Genomic DNA, 18,447 nt, shown 5'->3' with positions numbered 1-18,447 from the left:
AATATTATGAAAAAATATATAATTATAATCGTATTAATTGCGGCAGGACTTTTTCAATCTTGCTCAAATTACCTAGAAGAAACCAACCCTAACTTTTTGTCTTCAGATACTTATTGGAGAACATTAGAGGAATCAGAATCTAACCTAACATCAATATATGGCGGTATGTTAGATCATTATATATTAGATTTAGAAGAAGAGTTTTACCGTACAGATTTGGCACATCCAGGACCAAGAAACAACCCAACAGGAGCATATTTACCTTGGTACCAACACCGTTTAACTTTTGATAATCTTGTAGTGCAAAAACGTTGGGATTCTAAATACCGTATAATTTGGAGAGCTAACCAAGTTATAGAGGGTTTAAATTCTATGACAGATGATTTAAAGTCTAAACAAAGATGGACAGAACAAATGGCACAAGCGCGTTTTTTTAGAGGTTTAATGCATTTTTACCTGCACTCAACTTTTAATGAAGGAAAAATAATAATAAGAGAATCTGTTCCAAAATCTACGGCAGACTACTCTAAGCCTTTATCTACATCTGAAGAAGTAATAGCTTTTTTTACAGAAGATTTAGAATATGCCTACAATAATTTACCATTACAAATGGAGCCTAAATCTAGAGTAGATGCAGGTGCCGCAGCTACTATTTTAGGTACTAGTTATTTGTATAGAGGTGAGTATGACAAAGCCAGTACTTATTTTAATGATATTATAAATAATGTTAGAGGAGATTATGGGTATGAGTTAGAACAAGATGTATCTAAAATGTTTACAACAGCAGGTGAGTTTAACTCAGAGTCTATTTTTGAAATTAACTATGCTAATGACCAACAATTAGAAGATGGCTTTTTTGATGAAGAGTCTTTTGCAAACAGACTAGCTCGTAGATGTGCGCCAACTGCAAAACACGCAGAAGAAAAATTAGCAATAGGTGGACAAGCGCAGTTATTGCCATCTGCTTGGCTAACGTATGAGTATACTACAGAACCTATGGATACCCAAGATCCTAGAAATTATATAGATGGTGATATTACCGGGGAATTAAGAACTATACCATTAAGAGCAGCACAAACTATTGCTGTTGTTAATGATGAAATTTCTGAGTATTACAAATATACAGCACCACAAACTACAACGTTTGGTAACACAAGATTTTCTAATTATAAAAAATATACCAACCATATTGGGCATATAACCGAGTTTGAAACCTCTACATCTCCTTGGAAATCTGGAAGAAATGTGGTTGTTAATCGTCTCTCTGGCGTGTATTTAATGCAAGCCGAATGCTTTTTACAAGCCGGTAATGTAAGTGGAGCCTTAAAACTAATAAACCAAATACGTAGTCGTTGGGGATTGCAATTGTTAGGTATGCCAGATGGTAGCGCACACGATTTTGATGGTGTTACGTATTCATCATCATCTTTAATGGAGCATTTAATGTATAAAGAATATCCACTAGAGCTTTCCTTAGAAGGGTTTTCTACAAGAACTATAGATTTACGTCGTTGGGGAGTTACGTTAGAAAGATTTCAAGATTTAAGCACGCAAGTATTTTCTGTAGCAGATTATACGTATACTAGAACTAATGGAAAAGAGGGTGTGCGTAAGCAAAGCTTGTTACAAAAAGGGAATGGTCCTAAAAAGTTTTCTGAGTATATAGATGCAGCAGCAGCTTGGTCTGCTGGGCAAACGGGTTATTTTGATATTCCTCAAGGAGAAAGGTTAAATAACAATAGAATTGATGATTAATTTTTAAAACATAAATCAATGAAAAATATACAAAAAATAGTAAAAATTACTCTGTTACTAATGTTTTTTTGCTTGGCATTTAGCTGTTCAGAAGAAGATGATTATGAACCACCATACGGAGACTTTTCTAGTTTAACAGTTTGGACCTCTTTTGATCTTGATGAAGATGAACAAGAAAAAAGAGTTATCGGTTTAAATAAGTACGTTGCGTTTAACGACCTCTCTAGGGGCTTAGTTAGCCATCAATGGGAAATAGAAGACGGTATGCACTTTATAAGTGGTAATTTTACCGCTGCAGATACTTTAAATTATGCGCGTTTTATAAAACCCAACGCAGGTAAAATATCTACAGATAATTTAGTTTACGTATTATTTACAGAACTTGGAGAAAAAGATATAAAACTTGTAAATATCTTTAAAGACTCTGTGGCAGAATCTGTTAAAAGTGGTGATGTCTGGAAAGTAGATAAAACCATAACAGTTACAGTTTTAGAAGAGTAAATTATAAGAATTCCGTTTTAGTTTTATAGTAAAGTGGAATTCTTTTTTTTATGCCCAACAAATAAGTTTATTTAAAATTAGAACAATCACTTTATGAAAAAAATACTTAACCTAACAGTACTATTTCTTATACTAGTAAGCTTTAGTTGTAAAGAAAAACCTAAAGAAACCAAAGTCGTTGCAACTGCAGAAAAGAAAAATACTAAGCCCAATATTGTTGTCATTTATTTAGATGATTTAGGATACGGTGATATTAGTTCTTATGGAGCAACAGAATTAAACACCCCAAATATAGACGCCTTAGCCACTGGAGGCTTAAAGTTTACAAATGGTTATGCAACTTCTGCAACCTGTACACCTAGTAGGTATGCGTTGCTAACAGGTGTGTATCCTTGGCGCAATAAAGATGCTAAAATACTGCCTGGTACAGCACCATTATTAATTAGTACAGAACAACAAACATTACCTAAAATGCTTAAAAGCCAAGGGTACCAAACTGCAATTGTTGGCAAGTGGCATTTAGGTTTGGGAACAGGAAATGTAAATTGGAATGAGCGTGTTTCTCCAGGTCCTAATGAGGTTGGTTTTGATGATGCTTATATACTTGCTGCAACGCAAGACCGCGTACCAACGGTATACATAGACAATGGTAATGTTGTAGGCTTAGATCCTAATGATCCTATAGAGGTAAACTATAAAACTAATTTTGTGGGCGAACCAACTGCTGTAGATAACCCAGAAATGGTAGATATGAAATGGCATCACGGCCATAACAATAGTATTGTAAATGGTATTGGTAGAATTGGTTTTATGAAAGGTGGTGAGGCTGCTAAATGGAGTGATGTAGATATGGCAGATCATTTTTTAGCTAAAGCACAAGACTACGTAAAAACACATAAAAACGCTCCGTTCTTTTTATACTATGCAATGCAACAACCACACGTACCGCGTACTCCGCACCCAAGGTTTGCAGGTAAATCTGGTTTAGGCCCAAGAGGTGATGTTATTTTAGAAGCAGATTGGTGTATTGGCGAGTTTGTAAAAACATTAAAGGAAGAAGGTATTTTAGAGAATACTTTAATTGTTTTTTCTAGTGATAATGGCCCTGTTTTAAACGATGGGTATTATGATGATGCTGTAGAAAAATTAGGAAAACACGATCCTAAAGGAGGTTTAAGAGGTGGTAAGTACAGTTTGTTTGAGGCTGGCACACGTGTACCTTTTATTACCTACTGGAAAGATCATATTACGCCTGGGGAATCTGACGCTATTGTGTGCCAAGTAGATTTATTAGCTTCTATAGCAAATTTAGTAGGTACACAAGAAAGTTCTACAGATAGTAAAAATATTTTAAAAACATTTTTGGGTGAAGAAAAAACGGGAAGAGATAATTTAATTATAGAGGCAACCTCAAGAACAGCATTACGCAGTGGAGATTGGTTAATGATACCGCCTTACAAAGGCAAAGCATACCAAGAAAAAGTAGATATAGAAACAGGTAGTAGTCCAGATTTTCAGTTGTATAATTTAAAAGAAGATAAGGCACAACAAAATAATCTGGCAAAAGCTAAACCAGAAAAGTTACGGGAAATGATTACTGAGTTTGAGGCTATACGTGGTAAAAACTACAATAATATTCAGCAACTAAAACTTAGATAATTACAATAAACTTATTAAATTTTAATAAAATGAAATTGAATAAATTAAGCTATTCTAGTTTTGTTTTTGTGGCAACATTGCTTTTGTTTTTAGCTTGTAAAGAGACCAAAAAGGAAGCCATATCTGCAGTTAATACAAACAAAAAAGAAAAAGTAAAAGTAAAACAAAGACCTAATATAATTTATATTTTGGCAGATGATTTAGGTTATGGTGACTTAAGTAGTTACGGTCAGGTAAATTTTAAAACACCAAATATAGATGCACTTGCTGCAAACGGAATAAAATTTACACAACATTATACAGGTTCTGCTGTATGTGCACCGTCTAGATCTTCTTTAATGACAGGTCTGCATACTGGGCACACACCTATTAGAGGTAACAGAGAATTAAAGGGGCAAGAAGGGCAGGAGCCCATACCAGCTTCTAGTGTTACTATAGCAGAAGTGTTAAAAGAAGCAGGCTATGTAAATGGAGCTTTTGGTAAATGGGGCTTGGGTTATATTGGTTCTACTGGAGATCCAATAAACCAAGGTTTTGACGAATTTTATGGTTACAATTGTCAAAGACAAGCACACCGTTATTACCCAACGCATTTATGGAAAAATGATAAAAAAGTGCTTTTAAAGGGTAATGATTATACTAATATGGTAACCTACGCACCAGATCTTATACAAGATGAAACTTTAAAGTTTATAGAAAAGAATAAGGATACAACTTTTTTTGCTTATGTACCATTGGTCCTTCCACACGCAGAGCTAATGGCACCTAAAGATTCTATTTTTAAAAAGTACGTTGGTAAGTTTAAAGAAGTACCGCATACCACTAAAGAACGTTATACATCAGACTACGGACCACATATTAACCCAACAGAATATAGTTCTCAAGACAAACCATATGCAATGTATGCATCTATGGTAGATAGGTTAGATGTGTACGTAGGGCAAATTGTTGCAAAGGTTAAAGAATTAGGCATTGCAGATAATACTATTATAATGTTTGCTAGTGATAATGGTCCACATAAAGAGGGTGGCGCAAACCCTGCATATTTTAATAGTGGAGGCGGATTAAGAGGAGAAAAAAGAGACTTGTATGAGGGTGGTATACGTACACCATTTATAACAGTATGGCCTAACAAAATTAAAGCAGGTACAACCACAAATATGGTATCTGCTTTTTGGGATATTTTACCAACCGTAGCAGATATTACAGAAACTACAATTCCGGCTGAGGTAGATGGTGTTTCTTTAGTGCCAACATTAGTAAACCAAGGTGAGCAAAAACAACATAAGTATTTGTATTGGGAATTTAATATACAAAAAGGCAGAAAAGCAGTAAGAAAAGGCGATTGGAAAGGTGTATGGTATAAAATAAATGCAGAAAAGCAAGGTAAGTTTGAGCTGTATAACTTAGCTACAGACCCTAAAGAAGAATACAATGTTGCTTCTACAAACTTAAATATAGTAGCAGAGTTAAAACAAATAATGAAAGATTCTCATACAGAGTCTAAGTTATTTCCGTTTAAGTAAACTTACTATTTTACTACATATAAAAGTCGTGCTACAAAGCACGACTTTTTGTATTTACAGCACTAAGTTTTTTTAGGACGATTCTCTAACAATAAGCTTAGCCTCTAATATCTTTTTATTTAATTGCTGTGTAGTTGTTTTTTGGTCTGCATACTCTAAAAAAGTCTCAGCCGCTATTTTACCAATTTCAGCACTGTGTTGGTCTATTGTGGTAATAGTTGGTGTAACCATTGTGGTAAAAGGTTCGTTACCAAAACCAACAAGCGCAATAGTTTTAGGTACCGCTATTTTTTCTTCTTTTAAAACTTGCAAAGCACCCAATGCAGCATAATCACTAGCAGCATATACAGCATCTGGTGGGTTTTTAAGCGCTAACAATTTTTTCATTTGTGCTCTACCATCTTCAATAGTAAGATTGCTTTCACTTACATAATCATCAAACAAAGTAAGTTTGTGTTTTTGCAACGCATCAATATAACCTCTAATTCTGTTGTTAAAAATACGTGTGTGTTTAAATCCGCCTATATGAGCAATATTTTTACGACCTTCTTGTACCAAATGGTCAACAATCATATGGCTACTGTCATAATCGTTAATACCAATATAATCTACATTTAGGTTGTTCTCACCTCTATCAAACAAAATAAGTGGTATACCTTTAGACTTAATTTTTTCAAAGTAATTTAAATCTATCGTTTCATTTGCCATAGATGCTATAATGCCATCTACTTGTGTAAAAAGTAAGGTGTCTATATTGTTACATTCTTTAGTGTAAGACTCGTTAGACTGTGTTACAATAACGTTATAGCCTTTACTGTTTAAAACCTCTTCTATATTTTGTAAAACCGATGAAAAATAAGAGCTATTTGTGCTTGGTACCATAACACCCACCAAGTTGCTTTTACCACTACGCAAAGCACTAGCAAGGTTATTTGGTTGGTAATCTAAATCTTTAGCTATTTTTTTTACAGCCTCTTTTGTCTTTTTACTAATTCTAGAATCGTTACGTAAAGCCTTACTAACAGCAGCCGTAGATATGTTTAGCTTAACAGCAATATCTTTTAGAGTGGTTTTTTTGTTTGACAATTTTTAATATATTTGCTTAATCGATTAACCAAAAGTATTGAAAATACACATACAATCAAAGCTACTATAGTGTAACAAGGTGGTTTTGATTTTATTTTAGCCCAATGCTTAATCGATTAACCATATGTAAATTTTAATTAAAAAATATAAAAATGAGTAAAGTTGTCACCTTTGGAGAAATTATGTTGCGTTTGTCTACACAAAGACATTTGCGCTTTTCACAAGCAAATAACTTTACGGCTACCTATGGTGGTGGCGAGTTTAATGTTGCAGTATCTATTGCAAATTATGGTTTAGAGGCTGAGTTTGTTACACGTTTACCAGAGAATGATTTGGGCCAAACGGCCCTAATGGAAATAAAAAAACGTAATGTACAAGCTAAAAATATTGCTTTTGGTGGTGATAGGTTAGGGGTATATTTTTTAGAAACCGGTGCAGGTACAAGAGGTAGTAAGGTGGTGTATGACAGAGCTAATAGTGCAATGGCAACTATAACTCCTGGTACTATAAATTGGGAAGAAGTTTTTAAAGACGCTATCGTTTTTCATTGGAGTGGTGTAACGCCAGCAGTATCGCAAACGGCAGCAGATGTGTGTTTAGAGGCTGTAAAAGCTGCTAGTAAAATGGGAGTTTTTATAACATCAGACCTTAATTATAGAGCAAAATTGTGGCAATATGGTAAAGAACCAAAAGATATTATGCCAGAGCTATTATCTTACAGCAATGTAATTTTGGGAGATTTAGACACCGCATTTTTTATGTCTGGATTGGCACAAGAAAATCCAGATTACAATAACAAAGAGTCTTTACCAAGCTTGTATAATAAATTATTTACATTGTATCCTAATTTAGAAAAAGTAGCTACAACATTACGCTACTCTATAAGTGCATCTCACCAGCAAATTGGTGGTATTTTGTATGATAATGGAGAGCTTTATAGCGCCGCAATTAAAGATGTTACGCCTGTTGTAGACAGGGTAGGTAGTGGAGATGCTTTTATGGGAGGTTTAATTTATGGCTTATTAAATAAAGAATATAACGCACAACAAGCAGTAGATTTTGCAGTGGCAGCCTGTTGTTTAAAACATACTGTATCCGGAGATATTAATTTGGTTACTGTAGATGAAGTAGAAAAATTAATGAGTGGCGATGCCTCTGGTAAAGTAGCACGCTAACACTTTAAAATAATAAAAACACAGCACATAATTATGGCACAATATAGCAGAATAGAAGTTTTTAATATAATGAATGAAACCGGTTTGGTACCCTTATTTTACCATTCTGATGTAGATTTAGCAAAAAACATTTTAAAAGCTTGTTACAATGGAGGCGCACGTTTAATGGAATTTACCGCACGCGGCGATTTTGCTTTTGAAGTATTTTCTGAGTTAAACAAATACGCCATAAAAGAATTGCCAGGTATGGTACTAGGTGTAGGCTCTGTAACAGATGCAGCAGCAGCCTCTTTGTATATGCAAATGGGAGCCAATTTTATAGTAACACCTTCTTTTAGAGAAGACATTGCTATAGCGTGTAACAGGCGTAAAGTAATGTGGTCTCCTGGATGTGGTTCTTTAAAAGAAATAAACACTGCAGAAGAGTTGGGCTGTGAGGTTGTAAAACTATTTCCTGGTGCAACCTACGGAGCAGATTTTGTAAAAGCTATAAAAGGCCCACAACCGTGGACAAACGTAATGCCAACAGGTGGTGTAACCACAGAAGAAGATAATTTAACAGCTTGGTTTAATGCAGGTGTTACTTGCGTTGGTATAGGCTCTAAATTAATAAGTAAAGACATTATAGCTAATAAAGATTATAAAGGTTTAGAAGCTACCGTAAAACAAACTATAGCAGTAATAAAAAAGCTAAAGAAAAAATAAATTATTCCCATTTTAGGGTTATACTAAACACAAACCATAAAACCATACTTGCACTAAAGTATGGTTTTTTTATGCCAAAAAGTTAAAAATATTTTACATTTTAAGTTACTACAACTACCATTTATAATTAATTCTGATACAATTACACATATCTGTATTTGTACTACAAAAAATGTTTTTATATTGTGAGAAAATTAAGCGCTAAAAGTAAAAATGTGCGTTTATTACACCAATATGGGTGAATAAACGCAATTAATTGCGTTTATATGTAGTTAGCAAATATTAGAAACCAAATGAGTTATTACTGGATTATCCTTTTTGTTTTGGTCGCAATTCCAATCCAACTTTTTATAAAATGGACTTCTGACAAATCAAAGGACTTTAAAGAACTTATAGAGATGGAATTGAAAAAAAATGGATTGAAATATGTAGACTCAAAATATCCAGGACTTTTCAAAGTTGGGCCCTTTAAAAAATTTGAAATAACAATCGGAAAACCGACGATTAACGATGGGGCAATTCAATACGAACACACTTACTATCGGATAGTTGTACTCGAAACTAAAAGAAAACGGAAGGAAAGGATTTGGGCTAAAATCGAAACTAGTTGGTTTAAAGACACACGAATTGAGTTTAAACCAAAATTGTCGGATATAAAAAAATAACATTTGCTAACAACGGCTATAATTAATGGCGGTGTTTAGGCTTAAACGTAAAGTTTGGGTATATTTATAAAGTCCGCCAAATCTTTTGGGATTTGGCTTTTGATATAAAAAATAAAAACAAAATAAAAAGCTTTGGCTAATTGCATTGCGGAAAATACACTCTCTGTTTGTACCGCCACTAACCATAGCCAAGGCCGTTGTGCAACATTTGACAAAAAATGACGAAAAAAAGAGAATTTCATACAAACATTGCAGGTAAAGTTAGAAATACAAAATTGCCAAAAAGAAAAGCCTTATGGCCTTTATTTGAAGCGATAAGTAATTCTATACACGCAATTGAAGAAAAAGGAAATCTTGATTCTGGACAAATTATTATTGATATAATACGAAATGGGAAAAAAGAGGCATATGAAAATCTGAAAATAGTAGATATATATCCTGTAAATAGCTTTTTAATACACGATAATGGCTCAGGTTTTAATGACAATAATTTAAACTCTTTTTTAACAGCTGAATCTGATTATAAAATTGAAAAAGGAGCTAAAGGAATTGGAAGATTTGTTGCGTTAAAAGCATTTAACCACGTTAATTACAATAGTTCTTTTCAATCAAATGGAAGTTATTTAACACGTAGCTTCACGTTTAAGCAAATCGGCAATGGTATTTTTGACTTTAAAGAAGAATCTAATTCAGAAAGTAAATCTTGGACTAAGGTTGAATTAAATCATTACAGAGAAGAATATCAAAAATTTTGTCCAAAACCTTTAGAAGATATTGCAGAAAAAATAGTAGAACATTTTCTTATTTATTTTTTACAAAACAAATGTCCTTATATAACATTAAGAGAACAAAATGGACAAAAAGTATTACTACAAGATTATTATAAAAATACTTTTAAAGGCTCTATAAAAGAGTCAGAATTAACAATAAATGATAATACATTTCATTTATATCTTTTAAGAGTATTTAATACAAGAATGAGCCATCAAATTCATTATTGTGCTAATAACAGAGAAGTAAAATTCGAATTGTTAAATAAATATATCTCAGATTTAGGAAGAAGAATTAATGATGAAGATGGTAATCATTTTGTTTATCACGCCTATTTGACAAGTACAGTTTTTGACGAAGCTGTAGATAGTGAAAGAATCGATTTTAACATTTTAGAACAAAACGAAGATGAAGAAGAAGACGATTCTAATGAAATAACAATTAAAAATATTAGAAATAATGCGGTAGAAGAAATAGAAAAGCTTCTTGAACCATATTTATCAAGTGTAAGAGAGGAAAAATTTGAAAATTATCAATCTCATATTTATAATTCTTCACCTCAGTATAAAACAATTTTAAAATATCATCCTGAAACTATAAAAAAATTACCACCAAACTTAAAAGGTAATAAACTTGATATTGAACTTTTTAAAGCGCAGAATGAACTCGAATCAGAAATCAAAGAATTAGGAGAAGAAGTTCTAAATGCAGATGAGGATATACAAAATACAGAAGAGTATCAAGAAAAATATGCTGAGTATATAGAAAAATTTAATGATATTGGAAAGGCAAACCTTGCGAAACACATAGTTCATAGAAAAGCTGTTATTGAACTATTAGATAAGTTCTTAGGAATAGATGATAATAAATTTCAAACAGAAGAAACTATACATAATATCTTCTTCCCTATTCGCTCGGAATCTGACGAGATTAGTTACGACAAACAGAATTTATGGTTAATAGATGAAAGATTATCTTACCATAATTATCTTTCCTCAGATAAATCTTTTAAAAGTATAAAAGTATCAGATAGTGAAGATTTACAAAGACCAGATTTATTAATATTTAATGATAGTTTTGCTTTCGTAAATGACGAAGCACCACATCACTCATTTACAATAATTGAGTTCAAAAGACCGGAAAGACAAGGCTACACAACTGAATCTTATAAAAAAAATCCTGTTGACCAAGTTTTACAATATATAAGAACAATTAGAGATAATAAAGGCGTTGATAGAAAAGGGAAAAAAATTGATTTTATAAACGCAAACACACCATTTTATGCTTATATCGTTTTAGATTTTAACGAAAATTTAAAACAAGTATTAGATGATAAAGATTTTAAAAAGACACCTGATTCAATGGGTTATTTTAAATTTCACGATAAATACAATGCATATATTGAAGTAATATCTTATCAAAAACTATTGAAAGATGCCAAAATGAGAAACCGAATTCTATTCGAAAAACTAGGATTACCTACGAATTAAAAAAACGTTGCCTAACACCGTATAAAATTAATTGCTGGTTTTAGCCTACTTACGAAAATCCTCGCGGATTTTCTATTCGGTTTTTATTTGCTAAATTTAGTACTTAAACCACGCAACAAACCATATACAAACACGTTAGTATAATATCTCAAAATCAATTAAAGAAGTAAAAACCTAAATGAAACTTGGTTAAAATTAAAACGGTAAATGGTTACTATCAACTTGAATTTAATAATGACTAAATTGTACATTTAGAACTGTTTTATGGATCTTTCTTTAAAGTAATTTAATTGAATACAGCATTAGTTATTAGCCAATACTATAGAAATTCCCATAAGTATAAACGCAATACCGCTTAGCCTGTTTAACCACAAATTAAAATTTGGGTTATTATTAATTTTCTGTGTAAAACTACTTGCAAAAAATGTTAGTGCTACGTACCAAATTGTACCTAGTATGGCAAAAGTTGTTCCTAGTATTATAAACGGTAATGGATTTTTAATTTGTGTTGGGTTTATAAACTGAGGAAAAAAAGCTAAAATAAATAATGCAACTTTTGGGTTTAATGTGTTTGTGATAAAGCCAGACCAAAAATCACTTTTTTGTTTCTTTGGCTTCTTATGTTCTTCAAGTTTTAATGCTTTATTACTGTTTTTTAGTTTGGTAATTCCTAAAAATAGTAAATAAATAAAACCAGCATATTTTATTGTAGTAAAAGCATAATTAGTCTTAGATAACAATACAGATAATCCCAAAGCTGCAAAAATGGTATGTACTAAAATTCCAGTATTTATGCCTACTGTAGCGCGTATTCCAGACTTTTTACCTTGAGTAATAGATTTGTTTAGTACAAAAATAGTATCTAAGCCAGGGGTTGCTATAAAAATAAAAGCAGTAAATAAAAATGTTATAAAATTTTCTACACCCATTATTTCTTCAATTTTAATAATTAAATTAATTTCTAATGCAAAAGAACTATTATGCTGTAGACTATAAAATACTTATTTTTGGTTTATTAATGCATAAAACGCATTAGATATGACAATTCAGCAAATAAAATACTTTTTAGTACTCTCTAACGAACTCCATTTTTGGAGAACGGCAGAGAAGGTGTTTATATCTCAGTCGGCACTAAGTAGGCAAATACAGTCCTTAGAAGAAGAAATGGGCCTGCAACTTTTTGAAAGAGACAAAAGAAATGTAAAGCTTACCGATGCTGGCAAGTTTTTACAAGCAAAATGGTCTGTTTTAATTAATGATTTTGATCTTGTTACGCAGCAAGCTAAAAAAATAGATGAAGGCACCTCTGGTTTTGTGTCTATAAGTTACCCTGGTTCTATAGCATTTAAATTTTTGCCCAATTTTCTAGAGGCTTTAAATTTAAATTTGCCCAACTTAAAATTAGAACTAGTAGAGCCAACAGATGAAAATCACGAGCAATTATTGCTAAATTATACTACAGATATAGCATTTAGTAGAGATAAAATAAAAAATACCAACATAGTTTCAATACAACTATTTTCAGAGCCAATAGCATTAGTTGTACCCAACAATCATTGGATAAATAAAAAATCTTTTAATGGTTTAAATGAGTTAAAAGATGAGCGGTTTATTATATCTGGTTTGCATAATAAAACTTTTTTTGCATCGCTTTTAAGAAACATTTTTGAGAAAAATAATTTTCAGCCCAAAACAATAATTGAGTCAGACTTTGGAGGTATGATTTTAAGTTTAGTATCTAAAGAACTTGGGGTATCCATTTTGCCTTCATCATTTAAATTTTCTAAATCTAAAAATGTTAGGTTTATAGATTTAGACGAGCAAATTTCTTTGTTTATCAATTTTAGAAAAAACGATCCAAATAAAATTATAAGTAAAGTTGTAGATTATGCCAAGTCTTTAGAATATTAATATCTTTTAATTACAATTACATTAGGTGATAAATATGGTTTGTTTTTCTTAGATTAAATTACATTTTTTTTGAGTTGGTTATTCTATATTTTGATACAAATAAGCGCTAAACCCTTACAAATATAAATTACTACTTATTTTATTGCTTAGTTGTAGGTATTATTGATAGGAAATTAAACATCAATTCTAATGAAAAAAATTATAATACTTCCTGTAATGTTATTTTTTATAGGTTGTACAGCTCCTATTGATAAACAATATGATGATGCAAGTGAAACTGAAGATTTACTGGCAATTAGGAAAGAGATAACAGTTTATGATTATAAAGTACTTAAATGGCAGCTGGCATTTTTAAAGCAAAATAACCAAGATTTATCTGGTAAAAGATATCATGAAATGTTGACTACAGGTCAGCAAAGATGGAAAGATACATTAAAGATGCGCGAAGTTGTACTTGAAGAGAAAAAGCAACGAGAAGAAGAGGTTCGTATAAAACAAAAAATGCAGCTTTTTTGTAATACTAAATGGGGTATGTATTACTATAAACCAGATTATTTAGACGTTAATCCAGATGTTGTAGAATCTAATCCAGAATTAGCAGCAAAAGCCTTTAAGTTAGACCCAAACAATAGTTGGATAATTTTTTATGAAGACGGAACGTGTGAAGTTAAATTTAATGATCCAGATAAAACAGCTATACAAAAATGGTCTTTTGTTGATGATGAAATTGTTTTTTCTTATGGATGGAAAGATGAAAAAGGTGTTTTGTCAAGAAATAAAACTAGGTTTAAAATTCTAGATTTAGAAGACGAAATTTTTAATGTAAGTGAGATTGAAGAATCTATTAATTTAGTTTTAAAGAGTACAATTAAGATGAGAAAAATTGAATAGTTGTTACGTACTTAACTAGAGTCATAACCCAATATTAGCAGATAAAATATACGTATATGAAAAAACTAATTGCGCTCTTTGTATTGTTTGCTGTAAGTGCAGGCTTCTGTCAACCTCCAAATCTAGAGTTAAATCAATTTCCTCTTTCAACATATTTAGAGGCAGAAAAAAACTTTCCTGGAGGTCAAATATTAAATTCTGATTACTATACCGTTTCAAATGATTTGGGGCTGATTTCATTTATAAGAAAAGATAATTTAATTACAGACGTAGATGTAATAGCTAGATATGTTTATTTTAAAAAAGATAGTCTTATTCTTGAAATTATTAATGAATGGGATGTAGCCAATCACAACCAAAAATTGAATAATAAAAAGGACTTAGAGTTTAGAAAAAAGATGCTTAGTTTTTACCTAAAAGGAGAAAAAGAAATGATTGCTTCTATGGGTGATGGTAAGGCAGAAGGAAGTATTCCTTTAGAAATTAATGATAGCACTAGTTATTACAAAAGTACAGCGTGGAATTTAGAAAACACATTGGTTAAAATAAGTATTACTATGTCTAACATCTACAATAAAGCAAAAGGCGAGTTTCCTACGCATAAGGTTGTTGTGAGTATGAAAGCAACAAATATAACAGATAGGCCAACTTACGCAAAAAATGAGTTGATTAAAAGAGATAGAAAAGAAATTCCGCTTATTGAGCATCCTGTTAAAGGTAATAAAGACCCCATTTACCCGGGTTGCGAAAACAGTGTTGACAAAGGAATTTGTTTGCGTAATAGTGTTAGAAAAAGAATACTTAAAGAATTAGAGCTTGAAGATGTAGTAATTAAAAATGCCACTTTAAAATTAAAATTTTTGATTACAACAGACGGTAGTGTAAAACCTTTTCCGAGTAATATAAAGTCTAATAATAGTAAATTAGAAGAAATAGGAATAAAAACAATTAATGAGCTACCAAGGATGACACCCGCTTATTCTAAAAGTATGGACCAAAATGTTACTATTGGTAGTAGTTTTTATTTGGTTATAAAAGAAGGTAAAATAGCTAACTTGGAGTAGTAAATTGGTTTTTTATTTAAAGTATAAAATACAAATTAGTAATAGTTTCTATAATTTATACTTATGTAATTGCAAATATGTACTGTACACTATCAAATATTAACTGCTGCTTTGTGCTTTAGGTAATTACATTTACTATTGTTTAAGTGTTTGGCGTTAATATAAGTAATGTAACTTTTAAATATTTAATATGCAATTAGATAAACTCATTTTAGTATTAGTAATAACAATTACTTTGGGTATAGTTAAAACTCAAGCTCAAAAAATTTGGAAGGGAGACTTGGCAATAGAAAATTTAGAAGATTTTACTTCAGGGGAGTATACAGAAGTTGATGGTAATATTATTATTGAAGAGTACCAAGGTACAGATTTAACAGTGCTTACAAAACTTGAAAAGTGTTCTGGTAATATTGTTATAAGTGATAATGAGAAGTTAGAATCTTTAAAAGGCTTAGAGAATTTAAAAGCAGTGGGCGGTAGTTTTTCATTAATAAACAACCCTGAATTATATAGTTATTGCGCTCTTCAAAAAGAGCTTATTACAACAGGAATAAAAGGAATAGAGATAACAAAAGGAATTATTGAAAAAATTGAAACCCAGGATAATGGCTATAACCCATCTATAATGAGTTTACAAAATAATAAATGTTCAGCAGTAAAATTTAGAGACTTCTGTTTCTCTTGTTAAAATTCTAACTCATGAAAAATAGTTTAATATTAGTATTAGCATATGTCGTATGTATATTTAATCTAAATGCTCAAGAGTCTGGTGTTTGGGAAGGAGAATTATTTCCAAAAGATTTTGATAAGTTTAAATCTGGCGCATACACGTCCTTACATGGAGATCTAAAAGTGTATGGTTCAAAAATTACAGACCTAGCACAACTCAAGTCCTTAACATCTGTAAATGGTAACGTATATATTGGTATTGATAATTATAAAATTAATTTAAACGAGGGTAATAAGTACATTACTTCTTTAAATGGTTTAAACAACTTAAAAGAAATTTCTGGCGAACTAGAAATTAATGACAATAAATTACTAATTGATATAACAGCCTTAAAAAAGTTAAAAAAGGTTGATAAATTAAATGTTTCATACAACCCAGCACTTACAAGTTTAGAAGGGTTAAATAGCCTTTTAGGAAGTATACCTAATGGATTGGAGATTAGTAAAAATAAAAGATTGCAAGATATTTCTCAATTGTCTGGTATTAATAGCGTAGGAGAATATATAGCAATTACTTCTAATTTATCACTACAAAGTTTAGAGGGGCTCCATAATATTAAGGCTACAATAAATGGTCATTTACAAATTGTTAGTAACAATTACCTTAAAGATTTAAAAGGGTTACGTAGTTTAAGTAAGGTAGATGGCGAAGTTCAAATACGACTAAACCCTGATTTAGAAAATTTTAAAGGCTTAGAAAAACTTACAGAGATTAAAAATTTTCTACACATAAAAAATAACGATAAACTAAAAAACTTAGAGGGTTTAATATCTTTAAAAAGTGTAGGAGAAGACTTTTCTATTACAGGAAATAAATCGCTAAATAGTTTAACTGGTTTAAAAAAATTAATAACAATAAAAGGAGATTTAAGCATATCAGAAAATCCTTTGCTAACTAATATTAACGGCGTTAATACAGTAAAAGATTCAATAACTAGAATTGCAATTTATAGAAATGAATCTTTAACAGAGCTAACTGGTTTAAATAATATTACAGTAGTAAAAGAAGATGTATTGCTTTCTATAGATGTTTTACAGAAAGGAACAGGATTTAATAATATTAAGTATATAGGAGGAAATTTAAGTATAAACTTAAATCAAGTTAAAGAAATGAATATGTTTAACAACCTTGTGAAGGTTGGTAAAAATATGGGAATTGGCACAAAATTGACTGTGGTAGACTTAACTAACTCTTTTAAAAAACTTACACATATAAATAATAATTTTTATCTGCGTAGCACAGAAACACTAGAGCATTTTAGTGGCCCCAATGAATTAGTGGATATAGAAAATATTGTTGTTACAGGAAATGAAAAGTTAATTTCTTTGCAGGGTTTTAATGGTCTTAAAACAATAAGAGGAGGTATAAAAATAGAAGACAATATTACGCTTACTGGTGTAGAAGGTTTTAATAGTTTAAAAACAATAAATGAAAGATTTTCTATAGAAGACAATCCTGTTCTGGTAAGTATTAATGGATTTAAAAGTTTAGAGTATATAAACTATCTGTGGGTAGATGAAAATGATAAGTTAGCAGACTTAAGTGGTTTTAATAACATAAAGAGTGCTAATAAAATATATTTAAGAGGTAATCATGCATTAGAAGACTTAACAGGATTTGGTAGTTTAGAGACCGTTAATGACGAATTAGACCTGCATAATAATAGTGAACTAAAATCTTTAAAAGGATTAGAGAATTTAGCGGATGTTAAAAAATTATTAGATATCACAGGTAACAGCAAACTTGTAAATTACAATGCTTTAAGTGAGCAGTTTATTAATTCTAAGACAGACAGAGAGTTGTGGTTTTCTAATAATGCATACAACCCTAATAAAAATGAACTTCTTATACATAATAAACTAGATACTAAAATAATACCAGAGTCTTATTTAAAACCTAAAAGTAGATGGTGGCTTTCATTATTACGTAATGAGATTTTTGCAAGAAAAGGTTTTATTTTTAAGGATGGAGATACAAAAGATTATTTTGATAAAGAAGGTTGGTATAAACCTCAAAAAGATGTAGAGATTATTTTAAATGATATAGAAGAAGAAAATGTACGTCTAATAAAAATGTATGAGCAACAACACATTGATAGGGCTGTTGGAGCTATAAATAGTTTAAAAAATAAATACCATAACAATCTTAATTTTCCGGAAGATTATAAAAAATATTCTCCAATATTTAAAAAATTTATTAAGTATATAAAAATTAATGATGTTGCTAAATCTAATAAGCTTACTTATTCTGTGCCAGCAGATTTAGAAGACCTTTCTATGTATGATGAAACAGCAGGTATGAGAAATGAAGATGTAGATAGGTTATCTATTGTCATTAATAATAAAACACTAATTATTAGTATTAATGACAATAGATTGGTAGAGGATGAGTATGAAAGCTGGGAGGTTAATGAGGTTATTAATTTTGAGTTTAATATTAATGATGACTTTTCCGTAGAGTTTGCTAATGTAACTAGTGATTATAATTAGCCTTTTTAAAAAAAACAACTATGCTTAAT

At 30.9% G+C, this 18,447-nt stretch carries 15 protein-coding genes; 13 read left to right on the top strand and 2 right to left on the bottom strand.

Translation table 11 applies throughout. The features are described from left to right. Positions 1 to 6 precede the first annotated feature (6 nt). The 4 genes from PBN93_RS01680 (at position 7) to PBN93_RS01665 (ending at position 5,441) form a co-directional block, all read left to right on the top strand. Positions 7 to 1,755: a RagB/SusD family nutrient uptake outer membrane protein gene (locus PBN93_RS01680; protein ID WP_271081262.1), complete on the top strand. Its 1,749-nt coding sequence runs from the start codon at positions 7 to 9 to the stop codon at positions 1,753 to 1,755. Between the two features lie 18 nt (positions 1,756 to 1,773). Further along, the gene (locus PBN93_RS01675; protein WP_077402849.1) at positions 1,774 to 2,256 is read left to right on the top strand and encodes a hypothetical protein; all 483 of its coding nucleotides are present in this window, start codon (positions 1,774 to 1,776) and stop codon (positions 2,254 to 2,256) included. A gap of 93 nt (positions 2,257 to 2,349) precedes the next feature. After that, positions 2,350 to 3,915, top strand: coding sequence for a sulfatase family protein (locus tag PBN93_RS01670; protein WP_271081261.1), 1,566 nt, complete (start codon positions 2,350 to 2,352; stop codon positions 3,913 to 3,915). Positions 3,916 to 3,944: 29 nt separating this feature from the next. After that, the gene (locus PBN93_RS01665; RefSeq protein WP_271081260.1) at positions 3,945 to 5,441 is read left to right on the top strand and encodes an arylsulfatase; all 1,497 of its coding nucleotides are present in this window, start codon (positions 3,945 to 3,947) and stop codon (positions 5,439 to 5,441) included. 72 nt (positions 5,442 to 5,513) lie between these two features. Here the strand turns inward: PBN93_RS01665 and PBN93_RS01660 are convergent, their stop codons facing one another. Next, positions 5,514 to 6,527 (bottom strand): LacI family DNA-binding transcriptional regulator, encoded by a 1,014-nt coding sequence (locus tag PBN93_RS01660; RefSeq protein WP_271081259.1) that lies wholly within the window; start codon positions 6,525 to 6,527, stop codon positions 5,514 to 5,516. Between the two features lie 152 nt (positions 6,528 to 6,679). Between PBN93_RS01660 and PBN93_RS01655 the strand changes: the two genes are divergently transcribed. The 4 genes from PBN93_RS01655 to PBN93_RS01640 all read left to right on the top strand — a co-directional run bounded on the left by PBN93_RS01655 (position 6,680) and on the right by PBN93_RS01640 (position 11,333). Further along, positions 6,680 to 7,702: a sugar kinase gene (locus PBN93_RS01655; protein WP_271081258.1), complete on the top strand. Its 1,023-nt coding sequence runs from the start codon at positions 6,680 to 6,682 to the stop codon at positions 7,700 to 7,702. A gap of 33 nt (positions 7,703 to 7,735) precedes the next feature. Beyond that, entirely contained in the window at positions 7,736 to 8,407 is a 672-nt protein-coding gene (locus PBN93_RS01650; protein WP_271081257.1) for a bifunctional 4-hydroxy-2-oxoglutarate aldolase/2-dehydro-3-deoxy-phosphogluconate aldolase, read from the top strand. 293 nt (positions 8,408 to 8,700) lie between these two features. Beyond that, positions 8,701 to 9,072 carry a hypothetical protein gene (locus PBN93_RS01645; RefSeq protein WP_271081256.1) on the top strand — a complete coding sequence of 124 codons (372 nt, stop codon included), beginning with the start codon at positions 8,701 to 8,703 and terminating at the stop codon, positions 9,070 to 9,072. Between the two features lie 218 nt (positions 9,073 to 9,290). Next, entirely contained in the window at positions 9,291 to 11,333 is a 2,043-nt protein-coding gene (locus PBN93_RS01640; protein WP_271081255.1) for a hypothetical protein, read from the top strand. A gap of 302 nt (positions 11,334 to 11,635) precedes the next feature. On the opposite strand, the gene PBN93_RS01635 is transcribed toward PBN93_RS01640, so the two are convergent. Further along, the gene (locus PBN93_RS01635; RefSeq protein WP_271081254.1) at positions 11,636 to 12,262 is read right to left on the bottom strand and encodes a LysE family translocator; all 627 of its coding nucleotides are present in this window, start codon (positions 12,260 to 12,262) and stop codon (positions 11,636 to 11,638) included. A 109-nt stretch (positions 12,263 to 12,371) separates the two neighbouring features. Between PBN93_RS01635 and PBN93_RS01630 the strand changes: the two genes are divergently transcribed. From PBN93_RS01630 to PBN93_RS01610, 5 genes are all read left to right on the top strand, one after another. Next, a complete protein-coding gene (locus tag PBN93_RS01630) occupies positions 12,372 to 13,244 on the top strand; it encodes a LysR substrate-binding domain-containing protein (protein WP_077402820.1) in 873 nt (290 codons plus the stop codon). Positions 13,245 to 13,433: 189 nt separating this feature from the next. Beyond that, positions 13,434 to 14,135: a hypothetical protein gene (locus tag PBN93_RS01625; RefSeq protein WP_271081253.1), complete on the top strand. Its 702-nt coding sequence runs from the start codon at positions 13,434 to 13,436 to the stop codon at positions 14,133 to 14,135. Positions 14,136 to 14,191: 56 nt separating this feature from the next. Then, on the top strand, positions 14,192 to 15,199 hold the full coding sequence (locus PBN93_RS01620) for a hypothetical protein (RefSeq protein ID WP_271081252.1): 1,008 nt from the start codon (positions 14,192 to 14,194) through the stop codon (positions 15,197 to 15,199). A gap of 190 nt (positions 15,200 to 15,389) precedes the next feature. Further along, positions 15,390 to 15,887 (top strand): hypothetical protein, encoded by a 498-nt coding sequence (locus tag PBN93_RS01615; protein ID WP_271081251.1) that lies wholly within the window; start codon positions 15,390 to 15,392, stop codon positions 15,885 to 15,887. Positions 15,888 to 15,898: 11 nt separating this feature from the next. Then, positions 15,899 to 18,418 (top strand): YARHG domain-containing protein, encoded by a 2,520-nt coding sequence (locus PBN93_RS01610; RefSeq protein WP_271081250.1) that lies wholly within the window; start codon positions 15,899 to 15,901, stop codon positions 18,416 to 18,418. Positions 18,419 to 18,447: the final 29 nt, after the last annotated feature.

It is taken from the genome of Cellulophaga omnivescoria (assembly GCF_027915275.1).
Lineage (GTDB): Bacteria > Bacteroidota > Bacteroidia > Flavobacteriales > Flavobacteriaceae > Cellulophaga > Cellulophaga omnivescoria.
Note: the sequence above shows the minus strand (reverse complement) of the source record. Positions and strands in the feature narration are given on the sequence as shown.

Excerpts from the sequence above, each read along its gene's own strand:
- PBN93_RS01680 (WP_271081262.1), top strand. The coding sequence starts at position 7 with ATGAAAAAATATATAATTATAATCGTATTAATTGCGGCAGGACTTTTT.
- PBN93_RS01675 (WP_077402849.1), top strand. The coding sequence starts at position 1,774 with ATGAAAAATATACAAAAAATAGTAAAAATTACTCTGTTACTAATGTTT.
- PBN93_RS01670 (WP_271081261.1), top strand. The coding sequence starts at position 2,350 with ATGAAAAAAATACTTAACCTAACAGTACTATTTCTTATACTAGTAAGC.
- PBN93_RS01665 (WP_271081260.1), top strand. The coding sequence starts at position 3,945 with ATGAAATTGAATAAATTAAGCTATTCTAGTTTTGTTTTTGTGGCAACA.
- PBN93_RS01655 (WP_271081258.1), top strand. The coding sequence starts at position 6,680 with ATGAGTAAAGTTGTCACCTTTGGAGAAATTATGTTGCGTTTGTCTACA.
- PBN93_RS01650 (WP_271081257.1), top strand. The coding sequence starts at position 7,736 with ATGGCACAATATAGCAGAATAGAAGTTTTTAATATAATGAATGAAACC.
- PBN93_RS01645 (WP_271081256.1), top strand. The coding sequence starts at position 8,701 with ATGAGTTATTACTGGATTATCCTTTTTGTTTTGGTCGCAATTCCAATC.
- PBN93_RS01640 (WP_271081255.1), top strand. The coding sequence starts at position 9,291 with ATGACGAAAAAAAGAGAATTTCATACAAACATTGCAGGTAAAGTTAGA.
- PBN93_RS01635 (WP_271081254.1), bottom strand. The coding sequence starts at position 12,262 with ATGGGTGTAGAAAATTTTATAACATTTTTATTTACTGCTTTTATTTTT.
- PBN93_RS01630 (WP_077402820.1), top strand. The coding sequence starts at position 12,372 with ATGACAATTCAGCAAATAAAATACTTTTTAGTACTCTCTAACGAACTC.
- PBN93_RS01625 (WP_271081253.1), top strand. The coding sequence starts at position 13,434 with ATGAAAAAAATTATAATACTTCCTGTAATGTTATTTTTTATAGGTTGT.
- PBN93_RS01620 (WP_271081252.1), top strand. The coding sequence starts at position 14,192 with ATGAAAAAACTAATTGCGCTCTTTGTATTGTTTGCTGTAAGTGCAGGC.
- PBN93_RS01615 (WP_271081251.1), top strand. The coding sequence starts at position 15,390 with ATGCAATTAGATAAACTCATTTTAGTATTAGTAATAACAATTACTTTG.
- PBN93_RS01610 (WP_271081250.1), top strand. The coding sequence starts at position 15,899 with ATGAAAAATAGTTTAATATTAGTATTAGCATATGTCGTATGTATATTT.